This is a genomic window from Sphingobacterium populi (genome assembly GCF_001586775.1).
Lineage (GTDB): Bacteria > Bacteroidota > Bacteroidia > Sphingobacteriales > Sphingobacteriaceae > Sphingobacterium > Sphingobacterium populi.
This window is the reverse complement of the sequence record NZ_LQXS01000007.1, coordinates 47,027-67,706: the sequence shown is the minus strand read 5'-3', so window position 1 is coordinate 67,706 and position 20,680 is coordinate 47,027. Positions and strand designations below refer to the sequence as shown.

Annotated in this window: 19 protein-coding genes; 5 read left to right on the top strand and 14 right to left on the bottom strand. The window is 41.6% G+C overall.

Going from position 1 to position 20,680, the window contains the following annotated elements; genetic code table 11:
- Positions 1-133: 133 nt before the first annotated feature.
- From A0125_RS14440 to A0125_RS14430, 3 genes are all read right to left on the bottom strand, one after another.
- The gene (locus A0125_RS14440; protein ID WP_066757876.1) at positions 134-1,324 is read right to left on the bottom strand and encodes a hypothetical protein; all 1,191 of its coding nucleotides are present in this window, start codon (positions 1,322-1,324) and stop codon (positions 134-136) included.
- A 76-nt stretch (positions 1,325-1,400) separates the two neighbouring features.
- Positions 1,401-4,154, bottom strand: a complete 2,754-nt coding sequence (locus A0125_RS14435; protein ID WP_066757874.1) for a TonB-dependent receptor domain-containing protein — start codon at positions 4,152-4,154, stop codon at positions 1,401-1,403.
- 286 nt (positions 4,155-4,440) lie between these two features.
- Entirely contained in the window at positions 4,441-5,565 is a 1,125-nt protein-coding gene (locus A0125_RS14430) for a Gfo/Idh/MocA family protein (RefSeq protein ID WP_066757871.1), read from the bottom strand.
- Positions 5,566-5,834: 269 nt separating this feature from the next.
- On the opposite strand from A0125_RS14430, the gene A0125_RS14425 reads away from it, so the two are divergent.
- Positions 5,835-6,836, top strand: a complete 1,002-nt coding sequence (locus tag A0125_RS14425) for a TlpA disulfide reductase family protein (RefSeq protein WP_066757867.1) — start codon at positions 5,835-5,837, stop codon at positions 6,834-6,836.
- A 96-nt stretch (positions 6,837-6,932) separates the two neighbouring features.
- Here A0125_RS14425 and A0125_RS14420 read toward each other — a convergent pair whose 3' ends face one another.
- Positions 6,933-7,376 carry a nuclear transport factor 2 family protein gene (locus tag A0125_RS14420; protein ID WP_066757865.1) on the bottom strand — a complete coding sequence of 148 codons (444 nt, stop codon included), beginning with the start codon at positions 7,374-7,376 and terminating at the stop codon, positions 6,933-6,935.
- A gap of 550 nt (positions 7,377-7,926) precedes the next feature.
- On the opposite strand from A0125_RS14420, the gene A0125_RS14415 reads away from it, so the two are divergent.
- Positions 7,927-10,197, top strand: a complete 2,271-nt coding sequence (locus tag A0125_RS14415) for a GH92 family glycosyl hydrolase (protein ID WP_066757863.1) — start codon at positions 7,927-7,929, stop codon at positions 10,195-10,197.
- Positions 10,198-10,263: 66 nt separating this feature from the next.
- Here A0125_RS14415 and A0125_RS14410 read toward each other — a convergent pair whose 3' ends face one another.
- The 4 genes from A0125_RS14410 to A0125_RS14395 form a co-directional block, all read right to left on the bottom strand.
- Positions 10,264-11,508, bottom strand: coding sequence for a nucleoside permease (locus A0125_RS14410; protein ID WP_066757861.1), 1,245 nt, complete (start codon positions 11,506-11,508; stop codon positions 10,264-10,266).
- A 40-nt stretch (positions 11,509-11,548) separates the two neighbouring features.
- Positions 11,549-12,214 carry a bifunctional nuclease family protein gene (locus A0125_RS14405; RefSeq protein WP_066757858.1) on the bottom strand — a complete coding sequence of 222 codons (666 nt, stop codon included), beginning with the start codon at positions 12,212-12,214 and terminating at the stop codon, positions 11,549-11,551.
- 184 nt (positions 12,215-12,398) lie between these two features.
- Positions 12,399-13,376 carry an electron transfer flavoprotein subunit alpha/FixB family protein gene (locus A0125_RS14400; protein ID WP_066757855.1) on the bottom strand — a complete coding sequence of 326 codons (978 nt, stop codon included), beginning with the start codon at positions 13,374-13,376 and terminating at the stop codon, positions 12,399-12,401.
- Between the two features lie 25 nt (positions 13,377-13,401).
- Entirely contained in the window at positions 13,402-14,133 is a 732-nt protein-coding gene (locus A0125_RS14395; RefSeq protein WP_066757852.1) for an electron transfer flavoprotein subunit beta/FixA family protein, read from the bottom strand.
- Between the two features lie 320 nt (positions 14,134-14,453).
- Between A0125_RS14395 and A0125_RS14390 the strand changes: the two genes are divergently transcribed.
- A complete protein-coding gene (locus A0125_RS14390) occupies positions 14,454-14,789 on the top strand; it encodes a hypothetical protein (RefSeq protein ID WP_066757849.1) in 336 nt (111 codons plus the stop codon).
- Between the two features lie 91 nt (positions 14,790-14,880).
- On the top strand, positions 14,881-15,294 hold the full coding sequence (locus tag A0125_RS14385) for a copper resistance protein NlpE (protein ID WP_197464890.1): 414 nt from the start codon (positions 14,881-14,883) through the stop codon (positions 15,292-15,294).
- An 88-nt stretch (positions 15,295-15,382) separates the two neighbouring features.
- On the opposite strand, the gene A0125_RS14380 is transcribed toward A0125_RS14385, so the two are convergent.
- The 6 genes from A0125_RS14380 to A0125_RS14355 form a co-directional block, all read right to left on the bottom strand.
- Entirely contained in the window at positions 15,383-16,516 is a 1,134-nt protein-coding gene (locus tag A0125_RS14380) for a cysteine desulfurase family protein (RefSeq protein ID WP_066757843.1), read from the bottom strand.
- Positions 16,517-16,551: 35 nt separating this feature from the next.
- On the bottom strand, positions 16,552-18,162 hold the full coding sequence (lnt, locus tag A0125_RS14375; protein WP_066757834.1) for an apolipoprotein N-acyltransferase: 1,611 nt from the start codon (positions 18,160-18,162) through the stop codon (positions 16,552-16,554).
- A gap of 8 nt (positions 18,163-18,170) precedes the next feature.
- A complete protein-coding gene (locus A0125_RS14370) occupies positions 18,171-18,875 on the bottom strand; it encodes a PH domain-containing protein (protein WP_066757832.1) in 705 nt (234 codons plus the stop codon).
- A 64-nt stretch (positions 18,876-18,939) separates the two neighbouring features.
- Complete coding sequence (rsmI, locus tag A0125_RS14365; protein ID WP_066757830.1) at positions 18,940-19,608, bottom strand: 16S rRNA (cytidine(1402)-2'-O)-methyltransferase; 669 nt, start codon at positions 19,606-19,608, stop codon at positions 18,940-18,942.
- Positions 19,609-19,630: 22 nt separating this feature from the next.
- Positions 19,631-20,080: an acyl-CoA thioesterase gene (locus A0125_RS14360; protein WP_066757825.1), complete on the bottom strand. Its 450-nt coding sequence runs from the start codon at positions 20,078-20,080 to the stop codon at positions 19,631-19,633.
- Between the two features lie 81 nt (positions 20,081-20,161).
- Positions 20,162-20,374: a DUF6965 family protein gene (locus A0125_RS14355; RefSeq protein WP_066757818.1), complete on the bottom strand. Its 213-nt coding sequence runs from the start codon at positions 20,372-20,374 to the stop codon at positions 20,162-20,164.
- An 84-nt stretch (positions 20,375-20,458) separates the two neighbouring features.
- On the opposite strand from A0125_RS14355, the gene A0125_RS14350 reads away from it, so the two are divergent.
- On the top strand, positions 20,459-20,665 hold the full coding sequence (locus tag A0125_RS14350) for a YwbE family protein (protein ID WP_066757815.1): 207 nt from the start codon (positions 20,459-20,461) through the stop codon (positions 20,663-20,665).
- Positions 20,666-20,680 lie beyond the last annotated feature (15 nt).

Genomic DNA, 20,680 nt, shown 5'->3' with positions numbered 1-20,680 from the left:
TTAAACTAATTTGAAGGGGTGCTAGTAGCTATCTTATTAAAAAAGATACAAAAAGCATAAAAGCGTTAAAATAAATAGCGCCGGCAGATAGATCTGCCGGCGCTATTGCATTATATAATATCTTAGAGTTGTACTAGAAACCTACAGTCCAACCTTTCGCCCACTCTGGCTGATTTACACCGTTACCGGCTCCAGTTGCGCTTTCATTTTCTGTAACCATTTTGCTGATGTCAACAGCAGTACCACCAGAGCTTGTTCCCTTTACTTTAGTACCTACGTTCACAAATTTTACGTTAGTAGCTTTCAAAGATCCCGCATTTACAAAAGCAATACTTTCGTCGTGCTGAATATCAAATCCTGTACCCCACGTAGACAAGACGATGTTATCAAAATTTCCGTTGGTACCTACACGCATTTTCACAGCTTGGTTTTCTTCACCATCGTTGTTACCAATTAAGGTAATGTTGCGGAGTGTTGGGTTAGATATCGGTGTTAATGTAAATGTTGTACCATTGTTATCAGCTTCGATACCTCTATTTCCATTGTTTGTTCTTTTTCCGTACCAAAACTCACCTGTACCGTTCCAACCTTCCGTCCAATCGAATAGATCGTCACCTGCCAATTTATTATCAGCATTGTTGTTGATAACCACTAAGTAGCGAGAATCAACCGTTCCACCGAACCATTCGAAACCGTCATCAGAACCTTCATAAGCTTGAACGTACTCAATGGTAGTACCTTTACCGACAGCGAACATAGATAATCCGTTGAATTCTTTCTCATCATTGAATGAGTAACCGGTGTACTCTAAACGTAAGTATCTAATTGAGCCAGAATTGTCGTTTGCATCAGTACCGCCGTATGTCAATTCAGAAACCTCTGCAGTAGCCTTTTCGCCTTTGTTGATTGGTGCTTTACCACAGATTACCAATCCACCCCATTTACCTGGAGCTTTGCTAGTAGCGGTCATTACTACTGGGCTAGTGGCTGTTCCTTTAACATTGATTTTTGCGCCTTGACCGACTGCGATGTAACGGATCTCCTGTTGTGTCGTAGTCACATCTGTTGCTTCGATAACAACACCTTGTTCGATGGTCAATGTCGCGCCATCTCTTACCTCTAACTTACCTGTTAATTTGTACGTACCAGAGCTCAATACTACTTCACCATCAGTGATTACACCTCTTAAGTCATCACGATTTAATTCGAAGCTAGATGTTGGTCCTGTAGTTGGGTTGTCACTGTCGCAAGAAACCATGGTGATCAAACATACAGCGGCTCCTAAAGCAGCTTGTTTAAAATTGGTCAAAAATTTGTTTTTCATTTCGTGGATAGATTTTTTCTGTTTCAAAAGTATGCTTACGATTTGTCCTATGTTTTACCGTAATGTTATGATATTGTTAAAGGCGGTATCTAACTCCTACAGAGAATCGCACCCCTTTTTTATAGTTGAAAAGTGTCGGTGCGGCAATTGAACTGTCTGTGCCAGTTTGATTTTCCTGAATGCGGTCGAAGCTAGGATTGGTCACATTCAAGATGTTTGCATCTACTCCAAATCGATTGTTGATTTTGTATTTTAAGATAAAATCTAATGTGCCTACTCCTTTGTCAATTTGATTGCCACGTCCTTCAGATCCTAAGGCATACAATCTGTCGGAGAAATAATTGTAGACTACAGTAGCCATTACATCAGAGCCATTTTGGAAAGCTTTGTAATAGGCTAGGTCGGCATTGACCAAAAAGTTGGAGGCACCTGTAAATCCAGAGCGTGAATCCGTCAAGTTGATATTGTATGAACCTCCTGATGGGAACTGGGTTTCGCGGCGTACCTTCTCCGAGTCGATTTCCTGATCTGTTTGAAGATAGGCAGCATTAGCACCGATTGATAATTTTCCGAATTGTTCACTAGCGAGTAGTTCTTTCTTGAACTCGACTTCGACCCCATATACTGTTCCATAGGCGCCAATGTTAACATAAGAAATATCATTCGACGAAGAGGCTAGCTGCACCTCATTGATTGGGTTTTGTATATATTTACCGAACAAAGTTGCAGAAAGCAATTCAGATGATTTAGGGAACGCTTCCCAACGTAGATCTAAATTGTAATCGGTAGAAGGGTAAAGGTTGGGATTACCTTGTTTGGATTCGTTGATATCTCTATAGATAAAGAATGCGCGCTCTTTAAACTGAGGTAAGGTATACGTTCTGCTTAATCCCATACGAAGATTTTGATTGTCTTTTAAGATATATTTCAACAATAAGCTAGGGAGCACTTCATTTCTCGTAATACTATTAGTATTACCGCTTCTATCCAATTGCGTCATGAAGCTTACATCCTGACGAATGTTTTCATAGCGCAATCCTAATGTTCCACTCAATCGTTCGTTCAAGTTGTACTGTAAATTCGTAAACGGAGCATGTGTTTTCAGATCGCCGTCGTAAGTTTGTGGCAAATCGGCGTTGAAACCTTCTTGCGTAAACAACTCCGAATCAAGATTCGCTTGATTGAAAAACTCGTCTAAATTTGTAGGATCAATGGAGCGAGTAGTTGGTACTCTAAAATTGACCTGAAAATCTTCGAATGCTCGTTTTTTCATCTTACCGTTGTATCCGACCGACCAAACGCCTTTGTCATCATCCAGTTTGTAACTGGCAGCGACGTTAAGCGCGATCTCATTTTCTGTAAGATCTTGAAAGTACCTATGGTTGTCGGTGACGGTGTTGCGGATAAATACATAATCCTGCAACTGATCGTCGAATTTCATGTAGTTTTGAATACGATCTGGTATTTTGGTTTTGACATTATTGTACGATAAGCCCCAGTTAAGGTCGATTTTGTCATCCAGCTTGTGCTTACCTAGCAATTGATTCGCCGTTACCGTGTTTTGAATAAAGGTAGAACGTCTGATCAATCCGCTACCATCTTCTGCCATGTCACGCAGTTCACCTGTATATGTGTCATAAAACTGATCCGATGAATTCATCAACAGAAAGTTGTATGTGATACTATGATTCGGATTGAAAACGTAATTAGCCGTCAACATGCCAGTAGAATTGGTGGTATATCCTTGGCGAATCTGATATAGATCATTAATGGTTTCTCGACCTGTGCTTAAACGCCTGTTCACTCCTTCGCGATGGTACGTATCGCTCGTAAAATTTGCAGAAGCAAAGAGGTTCAATTTATGCCCGTTTCCGAATTGAAATGATTTTCCACCTAATACACCCAAGTTGCCAGCGATTGGCGTTTTCTTTACTGGGTTCATACTGTTTTGGAAATTGAAACCACCTAGAGGATCATTGGGTACACCGTAGTTTGCAAAACCCAATGGGCTAGGTCCGTCTTGTAAATAGAAGGAATTCCAGTTTTTCAATACATTGGTATTGGTGTTGGCGCCGAGCTTTACTTCTAGAAAACCTTTTCCATTGTAATTTTTGGAGGCAATATCTACGTTTCCACCTGCGAAGTCGCCTGGCAAATACGTGCTGTAAACTTTATCGATTGTGATGTACTCAATAATATCCGAGGTGAATAAACCCAACTCCAGGTTTTTTAATTCAGGGTCATTGGATGGTACTGGCAGTCCATTCAGGGTCGTATTATTATAGCGGTCGCCCAGTCCGCGAACGAAAACTTCGTTGCTACCTTCTTGTCGCGACACACCTGTCATACGATTTACGGCAGCTCCCGCATCGGAGATACCTTTTCTAGAAAGCTCCTGTGCGCCCATATACTCTACCATTAGATTGGACTGACGGCGCATATCCAGCAAAGCAATTTCACTAATCCGTTCGCGTCTTCTCGAAATTACAATCTCATCCAGTACAGAATTTTTACTAACTAAGGATAATGTCGCAAAATCAATGTCATCTTGTCCTCTTCTTACGATTAAGGTATCAGGCATGTAGCCTATTAATCCGGCAATAATGGTGTATTGTTTGTCACCTTTTGGAAGGTCGAAGAAAAAATTTCCTTCTTTGTCTGTCGCACTTTCTCGATTTCTTTCAAGTAGGCGAACAGATGCTCCCTCGATAGGTTTCATCGATTCGACGTCTAATATGACGCCCTTAATGCCATACTGTTGTGCCGAAGCGAAAAAAAACAAGCCAAAGGCTAAGGCGAATGCCAAAAATAGATGCTTGGTAGATTGCATAGTAGATATTGTTGTCTTTATCCTAAAAAGTTTAAATTCCTTTATCCCACTAAAGGAAGCATGACTTTCAGACTAAAGCATTGTTAATATTATGTTGCAAATCTATAAGCAGAATGTTATCAAGAGATTAATCCTAGATTATGTTAATGGTGATGATGTGTTAATTAATTGTAAACTATGCAAAGAGCGATGGAGAACTATTTGATTAGCTGTTGCATTTAGTATACCGGAAAATCCGCATCTCATGAATGCAGATTCCGGTACGAGTCGATTGAATAACTATTTTTTATCCTAATTGCAATTCCTGTCGTTGTCCTGTATCGCAAGAGCGATAAATCGCATCGATAATTTTCAAATCTTGCAGACCAACCTTGCCATCTACCGGCAATATGGGTTTTTTGCCCTCTAAAATAATCTGTGCCATCTCATCCATTTGTACCGTTTGGTGAACGGTGTGAGGTTGGTTCAACGGCCCGTTTTTCGTGCGCCCTTTTATTGGGCCATATCCGGTCGAAGGTTGCATCTCTACAAAATCATCGTTGCCCACCAAATAAAAGCGATCAAGGTGATTCATACTGTAAGTAGAAAGGCAGGAAGCGACAGCACCGCTAGGAAAACCCAATTGAAATAGAATCGTTTCATCGACTCCTTCTTTAAATGTTTCAAAATCCGTCTTTGTTTCCTGCGCTGTTACCCAAATCGGATCTTCGCCGACCATGTAGCGAGCACCATTGATTGCATAAATACCAATATCCATTAACGAACCTCCGCCTGCAAGTTCCTTATTGACACGCCATTGATTCGGATCGCCGATTTTAAAACCGGTTTGCCCTTGAAAAAACTTGATTTTTCCTAGCTTGCCTGTTTCTCGCATTTCTACCGCTTTCAGGGTATTTGGTTCGAAACGCATACGATAGCCTACCAATAATTGTACACCAGCTGCGGCACAAGCATCCACCATTTCTTGTCCTTCTTGTGCATTGATTGCCATCGGTTTCTCGCAGATCACGTGCTTGCCTGCTTTGGCTACGCGAAGCGTTTGGCTATGATGCAAGGCGTTTGGCGTGATGATATATACGGCATCAATTTCTGGATTATCCTTAATCTGATCAAAATTCTCATAATTATAACGACTACCTTCCGCAACGTTATATTTCGCGCCCCAAGTTTTTAACTTTTCTGGTGTACCACTAATTAATCCCGTAATCTTTGCACGCGTGCAGGATTGCATAGCTTCTGCTACGCGTTCTGCGTAACCGCCCAATCCCATTAGCGCCACTTTTAAAATAGGTTTGTCATTAGCTAAGCCAGATGACTGATGCGATAGCGGAAAGGGATAGGCATTTAAAGCAGGGACTGCAAGCGCAGACAATGTAAGCTGTTGTAGAAAACGACGACGAGAATTATTCATAGGGAAGTATTTTTTAGTTCAATAGGTTTTTAGTAAACAGTTGACCATCAGAATGGTTTTTAATATTTCTTAAGTTAGTGATTTTATTGGGATAGTGATGCGGTTGTCATATTTTTCTGGCAGCATAGTCAGGCACAGCGAAGTTAGGGTTAATATTAATGTATACTAATTTGGTAGATTATTGAAATATGGCTAACTTCGTGCATGAAAAATAGCTTTCGCCTATCCGCAGATCTATTCAACGTCATTTACTTATAATACTAATTAACATGTATAAAAAACTAATTGTATTCATCAGCTTTCTAGTAGGAATACTTGCTATGGGCTATGCCCAAGAAAGTCGCCCATTAAACTTATCCGGTACGATAAAAGGATTGAAAAATGGCACTATCTACTTACAACGCTACGACAATAAGGTCTTTAAACTAGTTGATTCTGCACAAGTGGTCAAAGGAAAGTTCGCTTTCAAGACCGCAGTTCCGCTACCAGAATTATATGGTTTAAGCTTACAGCCTAGTGGTACAGAATTGCAAGTGTTTTTGGACGATCAACCTACCAAAATCACGGTGGCTAAAGATCAGGATTTGAGAAAAGCAAAAGTATCTGGATCCAAATGGCAGGCACAATTTGATGCATACAAAACGAGAGCTAGTGAAATCACGGCAAAAGATTTTATTAAAGAGGATCCCCAATCAATCGTAGCAGCCTTTGCTTTATTTCGAAACTACTCATACGACCTCTCTCCGCAAGAAATTAGAGAACATGTGGCACTGCTAGATCCTTCCTTAGCCAATACCCAGTATGTACAGATTCTCAACGATTTGGCTACTAAGCAAGAAGCGGTCTTGCCTGGCAAGAAGGCAATTGACTTTGTTTCTACTGATCCCGAAGGTAATCAAGTGCGCTTCTTTGATCAATTGGGCAAAGGCAATTACGTGTTGTTGGATTTTTGGGCTGGCTGGTGTCCGCCTTGTCGAGCAGAAAATCCAAATATCGTCAAAGCATATCAGCAATACAAAGACAAGGGATTCGATGTATTTGGCGTTTCGCTGGATCGTACCAAATCCTCCTGGCTAAAAGCTATTGAAGATGATAAACTGGATTGGACACAGGTATCAGATCTTGATTTTTGGGATACCGAAGCTCCTGCTTTGTATGGTGTTCGTTTTATCCCTTCCAACTTTCTGATCGATTCTAATGGCACCATCGTAGCGCGCAATGTAGTAGGTGAGGAGCTACATCAATTGCTGGCAAAGTTGTTAGATAAATAACCTTTCATCCATCTTCACCGCAAAAAGCGCTTGATGAATAAGCTTATTCATCAAGCGCTTTTTGCGATATGGTAGTATGAAGTGCTTTTTGCCGAGCTACTTTTTATCGGTAGGGTAGGTGGTAATTACTTTGCTAACTTTCCAGCCTTCACTAGTGGAGTGCAGAGTTACATAATCCACTCGTGTAAATTCTTTGAATGCCATCGTTACTTTTGCCAAACTCGTATTGCCAGTTTCATCCAAAACTTGGTAGCTAGTAACACAATCAAATTTTAAACCTTTGTTAGCTTTCAAGAATTGCAAATATTGCTTGCGGGTATACGTAGTTTCCGTTACGTCAGTTGCGTTGCGGTACTCGAAGTCTTTGGTGAACAACAATTTGTTGTAATCGTGAAGCCCCTCTGTAAGCGATGCAACATAAGCCGACAAGGTTTTGTTAGATGTGTTAGACGCGCCTGCATGAATAGGAGCTGCGGCGAAAGATGAGAAGCTTACGATCATTAATAAAGCTGCTGTGATGATGGTGATTGATTTTTTCATGATTTCTATGTTTTAAAGTTTTTTGTTTGTTTCTATGGTTCAAAAGTAGCACGTAAACGCTCCATAGAGAATGCATAATAGATCAGGAGCAGGATTTTTTCGGTGAATGAATGGATTAGCTCGGCAGAAAAATAGATAGAAAATGAAAAATCGGTAAAATGCACAATCCGCTTGGCTATAGCTGAAAAATAAATCCCGTAGCGGGGAGCTACGGGATTTAAACCAAACCAATTATTAACCTAAATTATGAAAATTTACATATATAACGCCGACTTGAATATCAATATTATCTGACGTGCGAATTATTTTTAAATATTTTTTATCACTTGTTATCTTTCGCTATCAAATCTGCAATAAACGCTACTAAACCGCTATACCATGAGATTTGTAAACACAATTTTTTCGTTATGTTGCAAAAAACCTTTGAGAATAAATGCATAGAGAATCTCTAGATAGTGCAAATATCACTTTCATAATTCACTAAAACGTTTTTGTATCGCCAGACTTATATATTATCCCTATATTGAAACACTAAAAAAATAAACTAATTATGTTTAAGTTGAAATCCGTACTCTTGTTATCAAGTGCAATAGCGCTCTCTCAGGGTACTTTTGCTCAATCCGATCCGGTGAATCAAAAACCCAAAACACCGGTAGATTACGTAAATCCATATATGGGAAATATCAGTCACCTATTGGTACCTACTTTCCCGACAGTTCATTTGCCCAATAGTATGCTTCGCGTATATCCAGAGCGCAATGACTTTACGACCGATCAGTTACGCGGATTGCCTTTGGTCGTCACGAGTCATCGCGGGCGTTCAGCGTTCAATCTTAGTCCGGTGAACAGCATAGCGCAAGAATCGTGGAAAAATGTCTATCCGTATGCATATGACAACGAAGAGATCAAACCTTATTACTATGGGGTATCATTGTTGGATGAACAAATCGACGTACAATATGCACCATCGCATCAGTCTGGTATTTATGCGTTGAACTTTCTACTAGGAAAAGATAAGTCTATCGTATTTAACTCTGGATCGGGTAGCGTACAGATCAAAGGTAATAGCATAATCGCTTCGCAGCAACTTCAAAATAATACTACCGTATATTTATATGGTGAGTTTGACCAGAAAGCCGCTTCTTCTGGGGTCTTGGAGAATGGAAAATTACTGACCAAGAAAACAGAAATCTCGGGCAAGCAAGCCGCTGTGGTGTTTACTTTCGCAAAAGGCGATCAGCCTTTGCATTTTCGATATGGTATCTCATTTATCGATGCCGAGCAAGCCAAGCGCAATTTGCAACGCGAGATTTCGCACTTTGATGTGCAACGCGTTGCCAATACCGGTCGCGATATCTGGAATGAAAGCCTATCTACCGTACAGGTTGCTGGCGGCAAAGCCGATGATCGCGCTGTATTTTACACCTCTTTGTACCGATGTTTTGAACGTCCTGTAAATATCAGTGAAGACGATCGCTATTTTAGTGCATTCGATGGCAAAGTACACACGGATTCTCGTCCTTTCTATACCGATGACTGGATTTGGGATACATATCGTGCTACACATCCATTACGCTTGTTGATTGATGAGAAAGTAGAGTCAGATATTTTACAATCGTATGTACGCATGGCAGAGCAAATGGATCAATTCTGGATGCCAACATTCCCAGAGATTACAGGCGATTCTAGAAGAATGAATTCTAATCACGGCGTCGTGACGGTTGCCGATGCGTACGCCAAAGGATTGTGCAGCTTTGAAATCGACAAAGCGTATGAAAGTGGGAAACGTGCCGTACAGGAGAAAACACTGGCTCCCTGGTCGGCTGCACCTGCCGGTTGGTTAGATGATTTTTATAAAAAACATGGCTACATTCCGGCATTATATCCGGGTGAAGAAGAAACGGTGCCCGAAGTACATCGTTTTGAAAGACGTCAGCCGATTGCCGTTACATTAGGTACTTCGTACGATGAATGGGCTTTGGGAAGATTGGCGCAAGCGCTGGGACATACTACCGATGCTGATTTGTTCTTGAAAAATGCCTTAAACTACCGTAACTTGTATAATGCCGAAACGAAATTCTTTCACCCGAAAGATAAAGACGGAAAATTTATTATGCCATTCGATTACCGTTATGATGGTGGACAAGGTGCGCGCGAATATTATGGAGAAAACAACGGTTGGGTATACCGCTGGGATGTACCACACAATGTCAGTGATTTGATCTCGTTGATGGGTGGTAAGGAGCAATTTAATTACGAGCTGGATCGCACCTTCCGCGAACCGCTTGGCAAAAGCAAATTTGAATTTTACAGCCAATTGCCCGATCATACCGGCAACGTCGGCCAATTTTCGATGGCCAACGAGCCGAGCTTGCACATTCCATATTTGTATAACTTCTCGGGCAAGCCGTGGATGTCGCAAAAGCGAATTGATGATTTGATCCATCAATGGTTTAGAAATGATTTGATGGGCATGCCTGGTGATGAAGATGGCGGTGGCATGTCGGCGTTTTTAGTCTTTTCGATGGCTGGATTCTATCCTGTAACGCCAGGTATTCCTGTGTATACTATTGGTACACCATTCTTCGAAAACATCACGATGAAATTATCAAACGGCAAAGAATTCACTATTCGTGCAAACGGACGTTCTGCCAAAAATAAATACATACAGTCGGCAACGCTTAATGGCAAAACTTGGGACAAACCCTGGTTTACCCACCAGGAATTGGCGCAAGGCGGCGTGTTAGAATTTCAGATGGGCGATCGCCCCAATAGAGATTGGGGAGCCGATGCGCCGCCACCATCATTTCAAATGCCTTAGGGAAACCTAAGGCATTTGCCGTTTTATTAATGTCTATGATTGGAAATAAATCTTTCTAAAGGAATGTTAGGCGGCAATCGCCGGATCGTGCTTATGCTTAAACATAAAGGAGAATAGGAAGGCGATCACGAGCGAATAACCGGCAAAGCAAAGCCAAATCTCCGTCCACATCATGTTTCCCTGTGCATCTAGCAAGAAAGTATCTATCGCATAACCACTCAGGCGGCTACCTAAGATAGCACCAAAACCGTTAGTCATCATCATAAACATACCTTGAGCCGAAGAGCGGATATCTGGCGTGGTGGAAGTTTCCACAAAAAGAGAACCCGAGATATTAAAAAAATCAAAGGCCATGCCATATACAATACATGAAAGTACGATCATCCACAAGCCATCAGCTGGATCACTGTATGCCAATAGCGCAAAGCGCAATACCCAAGCCAACATACTGATCAACATCACTTGCTTAATACCAAATCGCTTCAAAAAGAATGGAATTGCTAAAATGAAAACCGTCTCTGAAATCTGAGAAATGGACATAATGATGGTCGAATTGCGTACGATTAACGAATCGGCATATTCTGGATACGATTCAAAATGGGATAGAAACGTATCGCCATACATATTCGTAAGCTGCAATGCAGCACCTAAAAACATCGAGAAAACGAAGAAAAGCGCCATTTTGTAGTTCGCAAAAAGGCGAAATGCCTTTAATCCGAGCTGTCCTGCCAAGGTGGATTTTTCGGATTTCGAACGCAACGGTGGACAGGCAGGTAAAGTAAATGCATAAATCCCTAAAGCGAATGCAGCAAATGCAGAAAGGTAAAACTGACCTTCGGATGCTTTATTTCCGGATAAATTGGTCACCCACATCGCAGCGATAAAACCGATCGTACCCCATACACGAATCGGCGGAAATACTTTGACGACATCCAACTTGGATTTCTCCAGAATAGTGTAGGCTATAGAATTGGATAAGGCGATGGTCGGCATATAACAAAACATGGCCGCGAGTATAATCCAAAAGAATTGGTTTGGATCGTCGACTTGCGGCAGGTAAAGAAAAATGGCACCAAATAAGATGTGCAGCACACCGTACAACTTCTCCACATTTAACCATTTGTCTGCAATAATACCTGTCAACGCGGGCATTATTAAGGAAGAAATCCCTAAGGTCGAAAATACGGCTCCAAAATCATTGCCTGACCAACCTTTGTTTTGAAACCAGTAGACACCAATAGTAATCAACCACGCTCCCCACACAAAAAATTGGAGGAAACTCATGATGGTCAATCGCAATTTTATAGACATATAAAAAAGTAGTAAGAAAAAATGCTATGTATTTTGATTGTTATGCTTTTCTTTGATCGATTTCGTCGCGAATTTTCGCTGCGGTCTCGTACTGCTCATTTTGTATCGCTTTTTCCAAATTGATTTCTAATTGTTCTAGAGATAAGGAAGTGTATGGCGAAACGGGAGCTGGTGCATTTTGAGCAGTATTGTTAGCCTTTGCATCTTTATTGTCCGAAGGCTCATCCTGCTGTACGTTGCCCGTGTGCGTACTCTCAAAGCGTTCAATATTCTCCAAGAAAGCGAAATCGTTGCCTTCAATTACTATTCCAGCTGAGCTCATGATAAAGTCGTAGGTATAGATTGGGCATTTGAATCGAACCGCCAAAGCGACAGCATCTGAGGTGCGTGCGTCAATCTCCGTAACTACTTGCTCTTTGTTTCGACAGTGTAATTTAGCGTAGAAAATACCATCTACCAGATTATAAATCAATACTTCAGAAACGGTTAGGAAGAATGTTTCTGCAAAGGTTTTGAAAAGATCATGCGTCAGTGGCCTGCTAGGGGTCATTTTTTCAATTTCTACCGCAATGGCTTGGGCTTCAAATCCACCAATGATGATGGGTAACCTCCGGTTGCCTCCTACTTCGCCTAATACTAGCGCGTAAGCGCCAGACTGGGTTTGACTGTAGGATAGTCCTACGATATCTAATTGTATTTTCTTCATGCACAATGTCCCGTTGGTCGTTTGCGAAGTCTTTTTTATCGTTCGAAAAAATCTCTGTTCGATGGCCAAGACCAAGTTGATCCGTTTCCGTTACAAAGATGAGAATATTAACAGCAAAAAAAAGCAACCAGGCCATTTTTTACAGCGTGGTTGCCTTTGAATCAGCAATTAACCAATTTGTTTCTTAGGAGTTTGCTTTATGCGCCTGTATCGCTGCGGTCAGCTTTGGTACAATCTCTAAAGCATCGCCCACAATACCATAATCTGCTACTTTGAAGAATGGTGCTTCTGGATCTTTGTTGATGACAACTATTGTTTTAGACGAACTAACACCGGCTAAATGTTGAATGGCTCCTGAGATGCCAATTGCGATATACAAATTGGGACTCACTACAATTCCAGTTTGGCCCACATGCTCCGAATGAGGGCGCCAGCCGGCATCAGACACGGGTTTGGAGCAAGCGGTTGCTGCACCCAGTACCTCAGCAAGTTCTTCTATTATGGCCCAGTTTTCTGGACCTTTCAAGCCACGACCCGCGGATACAACAATTTCTGCTTCTGGTAAAGAAATTTTATCGGTAGCGCGTACGATATCTTTAATCACAATGTTGAGGTCGGCAGCATCTAATGAAGGAGTAAGTGTTTCAATTGTTGCGCTTGCTTCATCACGTACAGGTTCATGCGAGTTAGGATTTACTGCAATCACTTTTTTAGTTGCCGTGATCACTTCCGTTGCAAACGCTTTGTTGGAGAAAGCAGTCTTCTTGACCTGCAGATCAGACCCAGAAAAGGTGGGTAACTCCATCGCGCCGTCTGCCAAACCGGCCTCCAGCTTGGCAGCTAATCTCGGTGCAAGCCCTTTACCACTAAAAGAGTTGGATAGTATAATGAGATCTGCCTGTTCGCTCGCAGCGGCAGCTGCTATAACCGCGGCATAGGCTTTATTGATAAACTGATTAAGTTGATCTTGATCGACCTTTAGAATTTTGGAAGCACCAAACCCTGCTAATTTGTTCAACTCTTCGTCGGCGACATTGCCGATAGAAAGCGCTGTGACATCGGTTCCTTGTTCATTAGCGATGGCTTTAGCGTAAGAAACGACCTCGAAGGCCGATTTTTTAAATTTGCCCTCTATATTCTCTACATATACAAGTATTGCCATGATATTTTTTTCTTTTTTGTATTGATTATAAAACCTTAGCTTTTGTATGCAATAGGTTTACAAGTTGTTCCACATCATCTACCATAGCTACCTGGCCACGAGGCGCCGGAGATTCGTATTTAGATATTGTGCTTAAGGTAGGCACGTCTACTGCCGGCAAAACTTGTAAAGGCTTGGTCCGGGCAGACATGATTCCGCGCATATTGGGTATTCTTGGCTCTGCGACTCCCTCTGCTGTGCCCAAGATAACGGGCAGTTGAGTGCTCAGCACTTCTTTGCCACCTTCGATCTCGCGCTCAATAGTAATATCGCGATCCTGAATGTCAAATTTCTTTACGATCGATACAGATGGAATATTTAGTAATTCTCCTACTAAGGCTGCTACTTGTGAGCCATTGAAATCAATTGATTCACGTCCGGTTAGAATCAAATCAAAGGATTGTTCAGATGCATATTGCGCGATTTGCTTGGCTACAAACCATGCGTCGCGAGGTGCAGCATCGATGCGTACAGCATCAGTAGCACCAGCAGCTAATGCTTTTCGAATAGTAGGCTCGGTACTAGCATCACCGACATTGATAACCGTAACGGTTCCGTCAGTTCCCTCAACTAGCTCCACAGCACGCGATAATGCGATTTCGTCGTATGGGTTAATGATAAATTGTACACCGGACTGGTTGAATTCGGTGTGGTCACTATTGAAAGTGATTTTGGACGTTGTGTCCGGCACATGACTAATGCAAACTAGGATTCTCATAATTTATATTTAAACAATGTGTGTGCGTTCTATCTCAAACTTACAGTATTAATAACCAAATCTTGCATTGTATTGTTGTGTTGTTCTCTACAATTTCTTTTTATTTAATTATTAATAACACATTTCTTTGTCTTATTTGTTGTATTATGTTTAATAATAAGTTCATTATATTATAAATTCTTGTTCTTTAAGGTGATTTGGGTGTGTTTTTCATAAATATCAATTTTATGTCAAAATCTATGCTAGCATAGTAAATGTGCTGGTCGATTGTCTTTATTCTCCTTCTTCGTAATAGCGCTTCAATTTGCTAACTTTGAAATATGAACGAACGTTTAGTGCAATTACAACAGTTATTGAAAGAATCGCCGAAAGACCCTTTTTTACATTATGCTATCACGATGGAGCATGTCAAATTAGAGAATAAGGATGATGCATTAGCTGGATTTGAAGGCCTAATATCGAGTTTTGCTGACTACGTGGGCACGTACTATCATTTTGGTAAATTTTTGGAGCAGCAGCAGCAGCTAGATCGTGCCTTAGAAATTTATCAGCAAGGAATGAAAGTAGCTCAGAGCAAACGGAATATGCACGCCTTGGGGGAGTTGAGGGGTGCGTATGCGATGGCTATCGGAGAAAGTGATGATGACGACGAATAATTGTTAAACATCATATAATGTTAATTATGCAAACAAATTAGGGGAATGGTACATTTTTTGTTTGGGTGTAGTAAGTGTGAAATTTATGCGCATGAGGATCTACTTACATATCATCTCCCTGTTGGCTACATGCTTTATGTTGGTATCCTGTATCAATAATAAAGCTAATGCTGATGTAGAATCAACAGCGGATCGCACTCGACATAAATACAATCTTTCAGGCCGTTACGAAGGGAATCTACCATGTGCAGATTGTTCTGCGATATCAACCACGTTAGTGCTTAATAGAGATCGCACCTACTCATTGCATTATAAATACGTTGGTAAGAGTGACGAATTATTTCGTAGAGATGGCGTTTGGCGGGTAGACGCAGATATTTTACATCTAGACACCGAAGATTACAATTATAAAATTGAAGAAGATAGATTGAGTCAACTGGATTTATCTGGTAAAGAAATGACCGGAAATCTTGCTGGAAAATATATTTTAGATAAAGTACGCTAATAAACTTACTATACAGAGCATTACGATATAAAATTAAGTAAAATACCAAAGCGGGCTTATCAGATAATGATAAGCCCGCTTTGCATACTTATGATTTTACATAGAGTTTTTCGATTTCGTCAACGACATAGTTGATTTCCTCATGCGTGTTGTATTTGCAAAATGAGAAACGTACAGACGGTCTTTGAGGATCTGCGCCAATACCACGCAATACGTGTGATCCGATATCGGAACCCGAACTACAAGCACTACCGCCCGATGCAGATACGCCCTTAATATCTAAGTTGAATAGCATCATGTCTGCCATACTGTTTGGAGGCAAGGAAACGTTCAGTACAGTGTACAGCGAATCACTGTCCTCCGTCACACCATTGAAAGCTACGCCAGGAATGCGATCAATCAATAGTTGTTTCATGTACGACTTTAGCTCTTGGATCGTTTGCTGATGGCTCTCCATATCTTCGTAAGCAAGTTCCAGGGCTTTGGCTAAACCAACGATACCGTATACATTTTCAGTGCCACCACGCATGTTGCGTTCCTGCGCGCCACCAAATAGCAAGGGTTTTATTTTATTTTTTCCGTTGATGTAAAGAAATCCTACACCTTTAGGTCCGTGAAACTTATGTGCCGCACCAGTAATGAAGTCGATCTGCAAATCTTTTAAATCATGTTTATAATGACCCATGGTTTGGACTGTATCCGAATGGAAAATCGCTTCGTATTGCTGGCAGATTTGCGATACGCGTGCAAGGTCGGTCAGATTACCCAACTCATTGTTTGCATGCATGATCGATACGAATGTCTTTGGGTTTTTAGCCAACAATTCTTCCAAATGTGCTAGATCAATTACTCCTTTTTCAGAAACACGCAGTAAGTCTAAATGCACTTTACCTTCCTTTTCCAATTCTTCTAAAGTATGCAACACCGCATGGTGTTCTAAAGGCGACGTAATTGCATGCGTAATGCCATAGCCTTCGATCGCACGTACGATTGCCATATTGTCGGCTTCTGTACCACCCGAAGTGAAGAAAATCTCCGAAGGTGAGGCATTGATCAGATTTGCAACCGTTTTGCGTGCCCGTTCGATCATTGTCTTTACCTCACGGCCATGTCCATGAATAGACGATGGATTTCCATAACTTTTTGTCATAGCTTCTACCATTACTTCGATCACCGAAGGATCGATCGGGGTAGTAGCGGCATTATCCAGATAAACTTGCATGGCGCAAATATAGCAAATGACAAAACAAAAACGTATTATCTCTTAGGTCGCACAAATAATAAAATGCATGAAAGCAGACCGGTGACCAAAAAGCCGTAAGCGATGAGGTCCTTGAATTGGGTGTAGAAGGTGAGTTCCTCATTCAGATTGATTTCTTGACTCAAAGCGGCCGGTACCCACCAGTCACTTTTTTGTACGACATCGCCGCGCTGATTGATAAACCCCGAAATACCTGTGTTAGCCGATCTTACGATCCAGCGGCGGTTTTCGATAGCGCGAAGGCGCGCATACTGAAAGTGCTGATCTTTGCCAGAAGTATCACTCCACCATCCATCGTTCGTTACGATGGCAATAAATTGTGCTCCAGCTTCAATATATTTAGCCACATAATCGCCCCATATAGATTCGTAACAGATCACCGGTGCAGCGCCAATGCCACTTTGCGAATAAAAAACAGAGGGTTCTGCTTGGCTACCATATCCGCCTGTAGTGCCACCAAAGTGGGCAAACAACGGTTTCATAAAAGCCATCATCTCTCCAAACGGAAGCTGCTCCGCTCCGGGAACCAATTTCGATTTATGATAAAAATCTAATTTACTGGATTGATCGATCAACACCGCAGCGTTGAAATGATCGATATATACGCCTTCGTTATATTTTCTCGCGGTAATGCTCTGCTGATCCGAATAGATGCGGTAACTTTCGATTCCCGAGAGCACATTACCGTTGCGATATTCATTCAAAAATTCGAAAATCCGATCATATGCCGAATATTCTCTAAAATCATCTTCATTAATACCGCTTGGGGAAGATATTGCCGTCTCTGGCCACACAAAAAACTCCGTGTTTGGTGGAGCAACTTGACGTGAAAGATCTAGCAAGATATTGAGCTGTTGATCTGGGGTGATCGTTCCAAATTTTTGATAAGGATCAATATTCGGTTGTACCACAACGATTTGTGACGGATTGATGTGCTCTTCGTATTGCGTATAACGCCATACGGATATGGTAACGGGTAGGATAATGACAGCGGCCAATATCATTGCTAATGTACGTGACGAATACGTATTGATCCGCATTTTGTATTGCCAGAAAATGAGGAAAATCAAAATATTAACAAGCCAGATCCATACCGTACCACCATATACTCCAGTGTATTCGTACCACTGTATGAGCTGATGAGCTGATGCAAAACCATTGCCTAAAGTCATCCATGGGAAAGACAGATCCCATGTCTGGTGCAAATATTCGTACGCGATCCAGAAGGAAACAAGACCAAGGAAGCTGAGCCAAATATTCCATTTCTTACGCAATGCGTAATATCCTCGAAAAGCCAGAGCCATCAGTAAAGGGCCTAAGCAAAACGGAATAAGCGCGACCAATAGCGAAGCACCAACGGGTAAAAATGCGTTCATGGCATTGTACACCCAGTATATACAAGCAGTATTCCACACAGCTCCAGTTGCAAAAGACAGCAAAAATACGTTGCGGCCTTTTTGTGAGAAATCTCCACGTATAACCTGCTCTATAGCGATTAGTAAGGGTACAAATCCGATAAATAGGAGTGGGCTGCTAAACGGAATAGGCGGCCAAGCAAACCACAATAAAAAGGCACTTAAAAGTGCCAAAAGATATTTGTTGCGCATTATGCGGTTTATAAGTCTCTTAAAATTTCTGCTTTCTTCGTTTCATATTCCGCTTGGGAGATGAGTTGTCTGTCGAACAGATTTTTCAAACGAGTCAGTTTTTTTGTACTCTCATCGTCTTCTTCTTTAGGCGAAGAAGGTGTTGGCGTTGTGGCAGGTGGCGGCTCGACTGCGGTCGGCGCCGGGCGATCTAAACTTGGCGCATGCTGTCCAGGAAGCTTGCTTTCAGCATCATCAAATGTAATAGCTTTTGGTGCTGGTGGCGTACTCGTAGGCTGTGGCGTAGCAGGCGTGCTTTCAGTCACTTTCGGACTGCCTTTTGCGTCTTGCAATGTATCCAAAGCTTCTTTAATAAGTTGGTACAGTTTGCGCGCTTGTACTTTTGGGATATAATCTACTGTGAGGTTTTCGCCCGTAAATGGAATCACGGTCACTTTAGAACCAAATATTTCTTCCTTAAAAGAGATGTCCTTGATATCTTGCCACGAAAATATTTCAAAATTGGTAGCCAAGCCCAATTTTGCAAATTCACATAAAAAAATCCGTTTGTTACTCAGTGTGATGCTGTCCGGTAATAGCGTTACCGCTGGTTTTTTTTGCACAGCGATATAGTTGATGGATTCTCCAGAGGTCAGCATATCCAGGATTTTACCATGGATTTTCTCGACAACTTTGGCATCTTGGCCATCCCATGTATATTTTTCGATACTCATTTCTAATCTATAAAATGTTTAAAACGAAGGCTATGTATTTCTCAAAGATACGTAAAATGCGGTACTAACTTTCCTGTCCGGCTACGCAGAATACAAATTCGCCTTTCGGTGGATTTTGCTCGAAATGTTGTTTTAGTTCTATTAGGGTACCTCGCACAGTTTCTTCATATAGTTTTGACAGTTCGCGTGATATGGAAGCTTGCCGATCTTCCCCAAAATATTGGATAAAATCGTTAATCGTACGGCCGATACGATGAGGCGATTCATAGAAAATCATGCTGCGGCTTTCGGTGCTCAACGCTATCAGCCGCGTTTGTCGGCCTTTCTTTACGGGCAAAAAACCTTCGAAACAAAACCGATCATTCGGTAGGCCCGAATTCACTAAAGCCGGTACAAATGCGGTGGCTCCTGGCAGACACTGAATCTCAATGCCTTCTTTGATCGCTTCGCGAACCAGAAGGAAGCCAGGGTCTGATATGGCTGGAGTACCAGCATCTGATATTAATGAAATCTGCTGACCTTCTTTCAAAAAACGAATGATCTCCTGTACAGCTTTGTGTTCATTGTGCTGATGGTGGGCAAATACTCTTTTCTCGATACCAAAATGTTTTAACATTGGCGCGCTGGTGCGTGTATCTTCAGCTAGTATAAGATCGGATTCTTTCAGCACGCGGATCGCACGAAATGTCATGTCTTCCAGATTGCCGATAGGGGTTGGTACTAAAAATAGCATGTGTGACGGTAATTATTATACTTTATTGGTCGATCTGCACATAATCTTCCGATGTAGGAATGCGATCTAAATAGGATTGCCAATCTGTCGGTACGGCGACTAATTTGCGTGTCTTTAAATCTAACCAAGCACCATCTACATTCACTTCCGCCGCTTTAACACCATTTTCTTTGTAAATGGTGTGGCGAAATGAGAATCGAGAATTAACCGTGTTGTATTTATTCATCTCTACTTCCACTCTTATATATTCATCTAAATGAATCTCTCTGTAATAGATAAGTTCTTCTCGGAATAGTATAGGGCCGATCTGATTTTTAGCAAAATCAGTGAGTGACAGGCCAATGCTTTTCAGCATGTTTGACCGTGCTTGCGCGCAAAAATCGGCATAAGCCGAATGCCGAAGATGTCTATTGGCATCGATCTGTGCCCAGAGTACTTGGCCTTCGTAATACGTGTTGTCAGTTGTCGCCATAAGTGAACAAAGTTGTTAATGTGTCGTCTTTATCTAAAGTTAGAGAATCCTTTTGGGATTTTCTCAAGAAGTATTAGCCAGCTAGGGGTTTTCGTGTGTAGCGGCGTAGAATTCTTGCAATCTTTGCCACGCGGCACTCCGTTGCAAATCACCTTTGTGATGGGCTACCATGAGGAATTGTATGGCCAGAAACTGTTTGGCATTAGTGACCACAGTAGCCGGATTAATCTGAATACTTGCAGGGTATTCCCTGTTCAACAGCTTTTCTTGTAATTGTTCTGGTGTGAGATCCATCTTGCGAAGATACTCATTGGAAATTCAAATAATACTGCTGGTGCTCACTTTAAGTTTTTGTATTTTTGGGGAAAATACACAGTAATGGACGGCAAAACTAGAGCAGATATAAAGCGAGGTACATGGGTAAATATTATCTTAAAGAAAGATCAGCGTACCGGTAAATTAACGGAGGGCGTAGTGAAAGATTTGCTAACATCAGCGCCTTATCATAGCCGTGGGATCAAAGTACGCCTAGAAGATGGGAGTATAGGAAGGGTTGCTGAAATACTGCCTGAGGAAGATTTTTAAGCAGATATTGGAAAT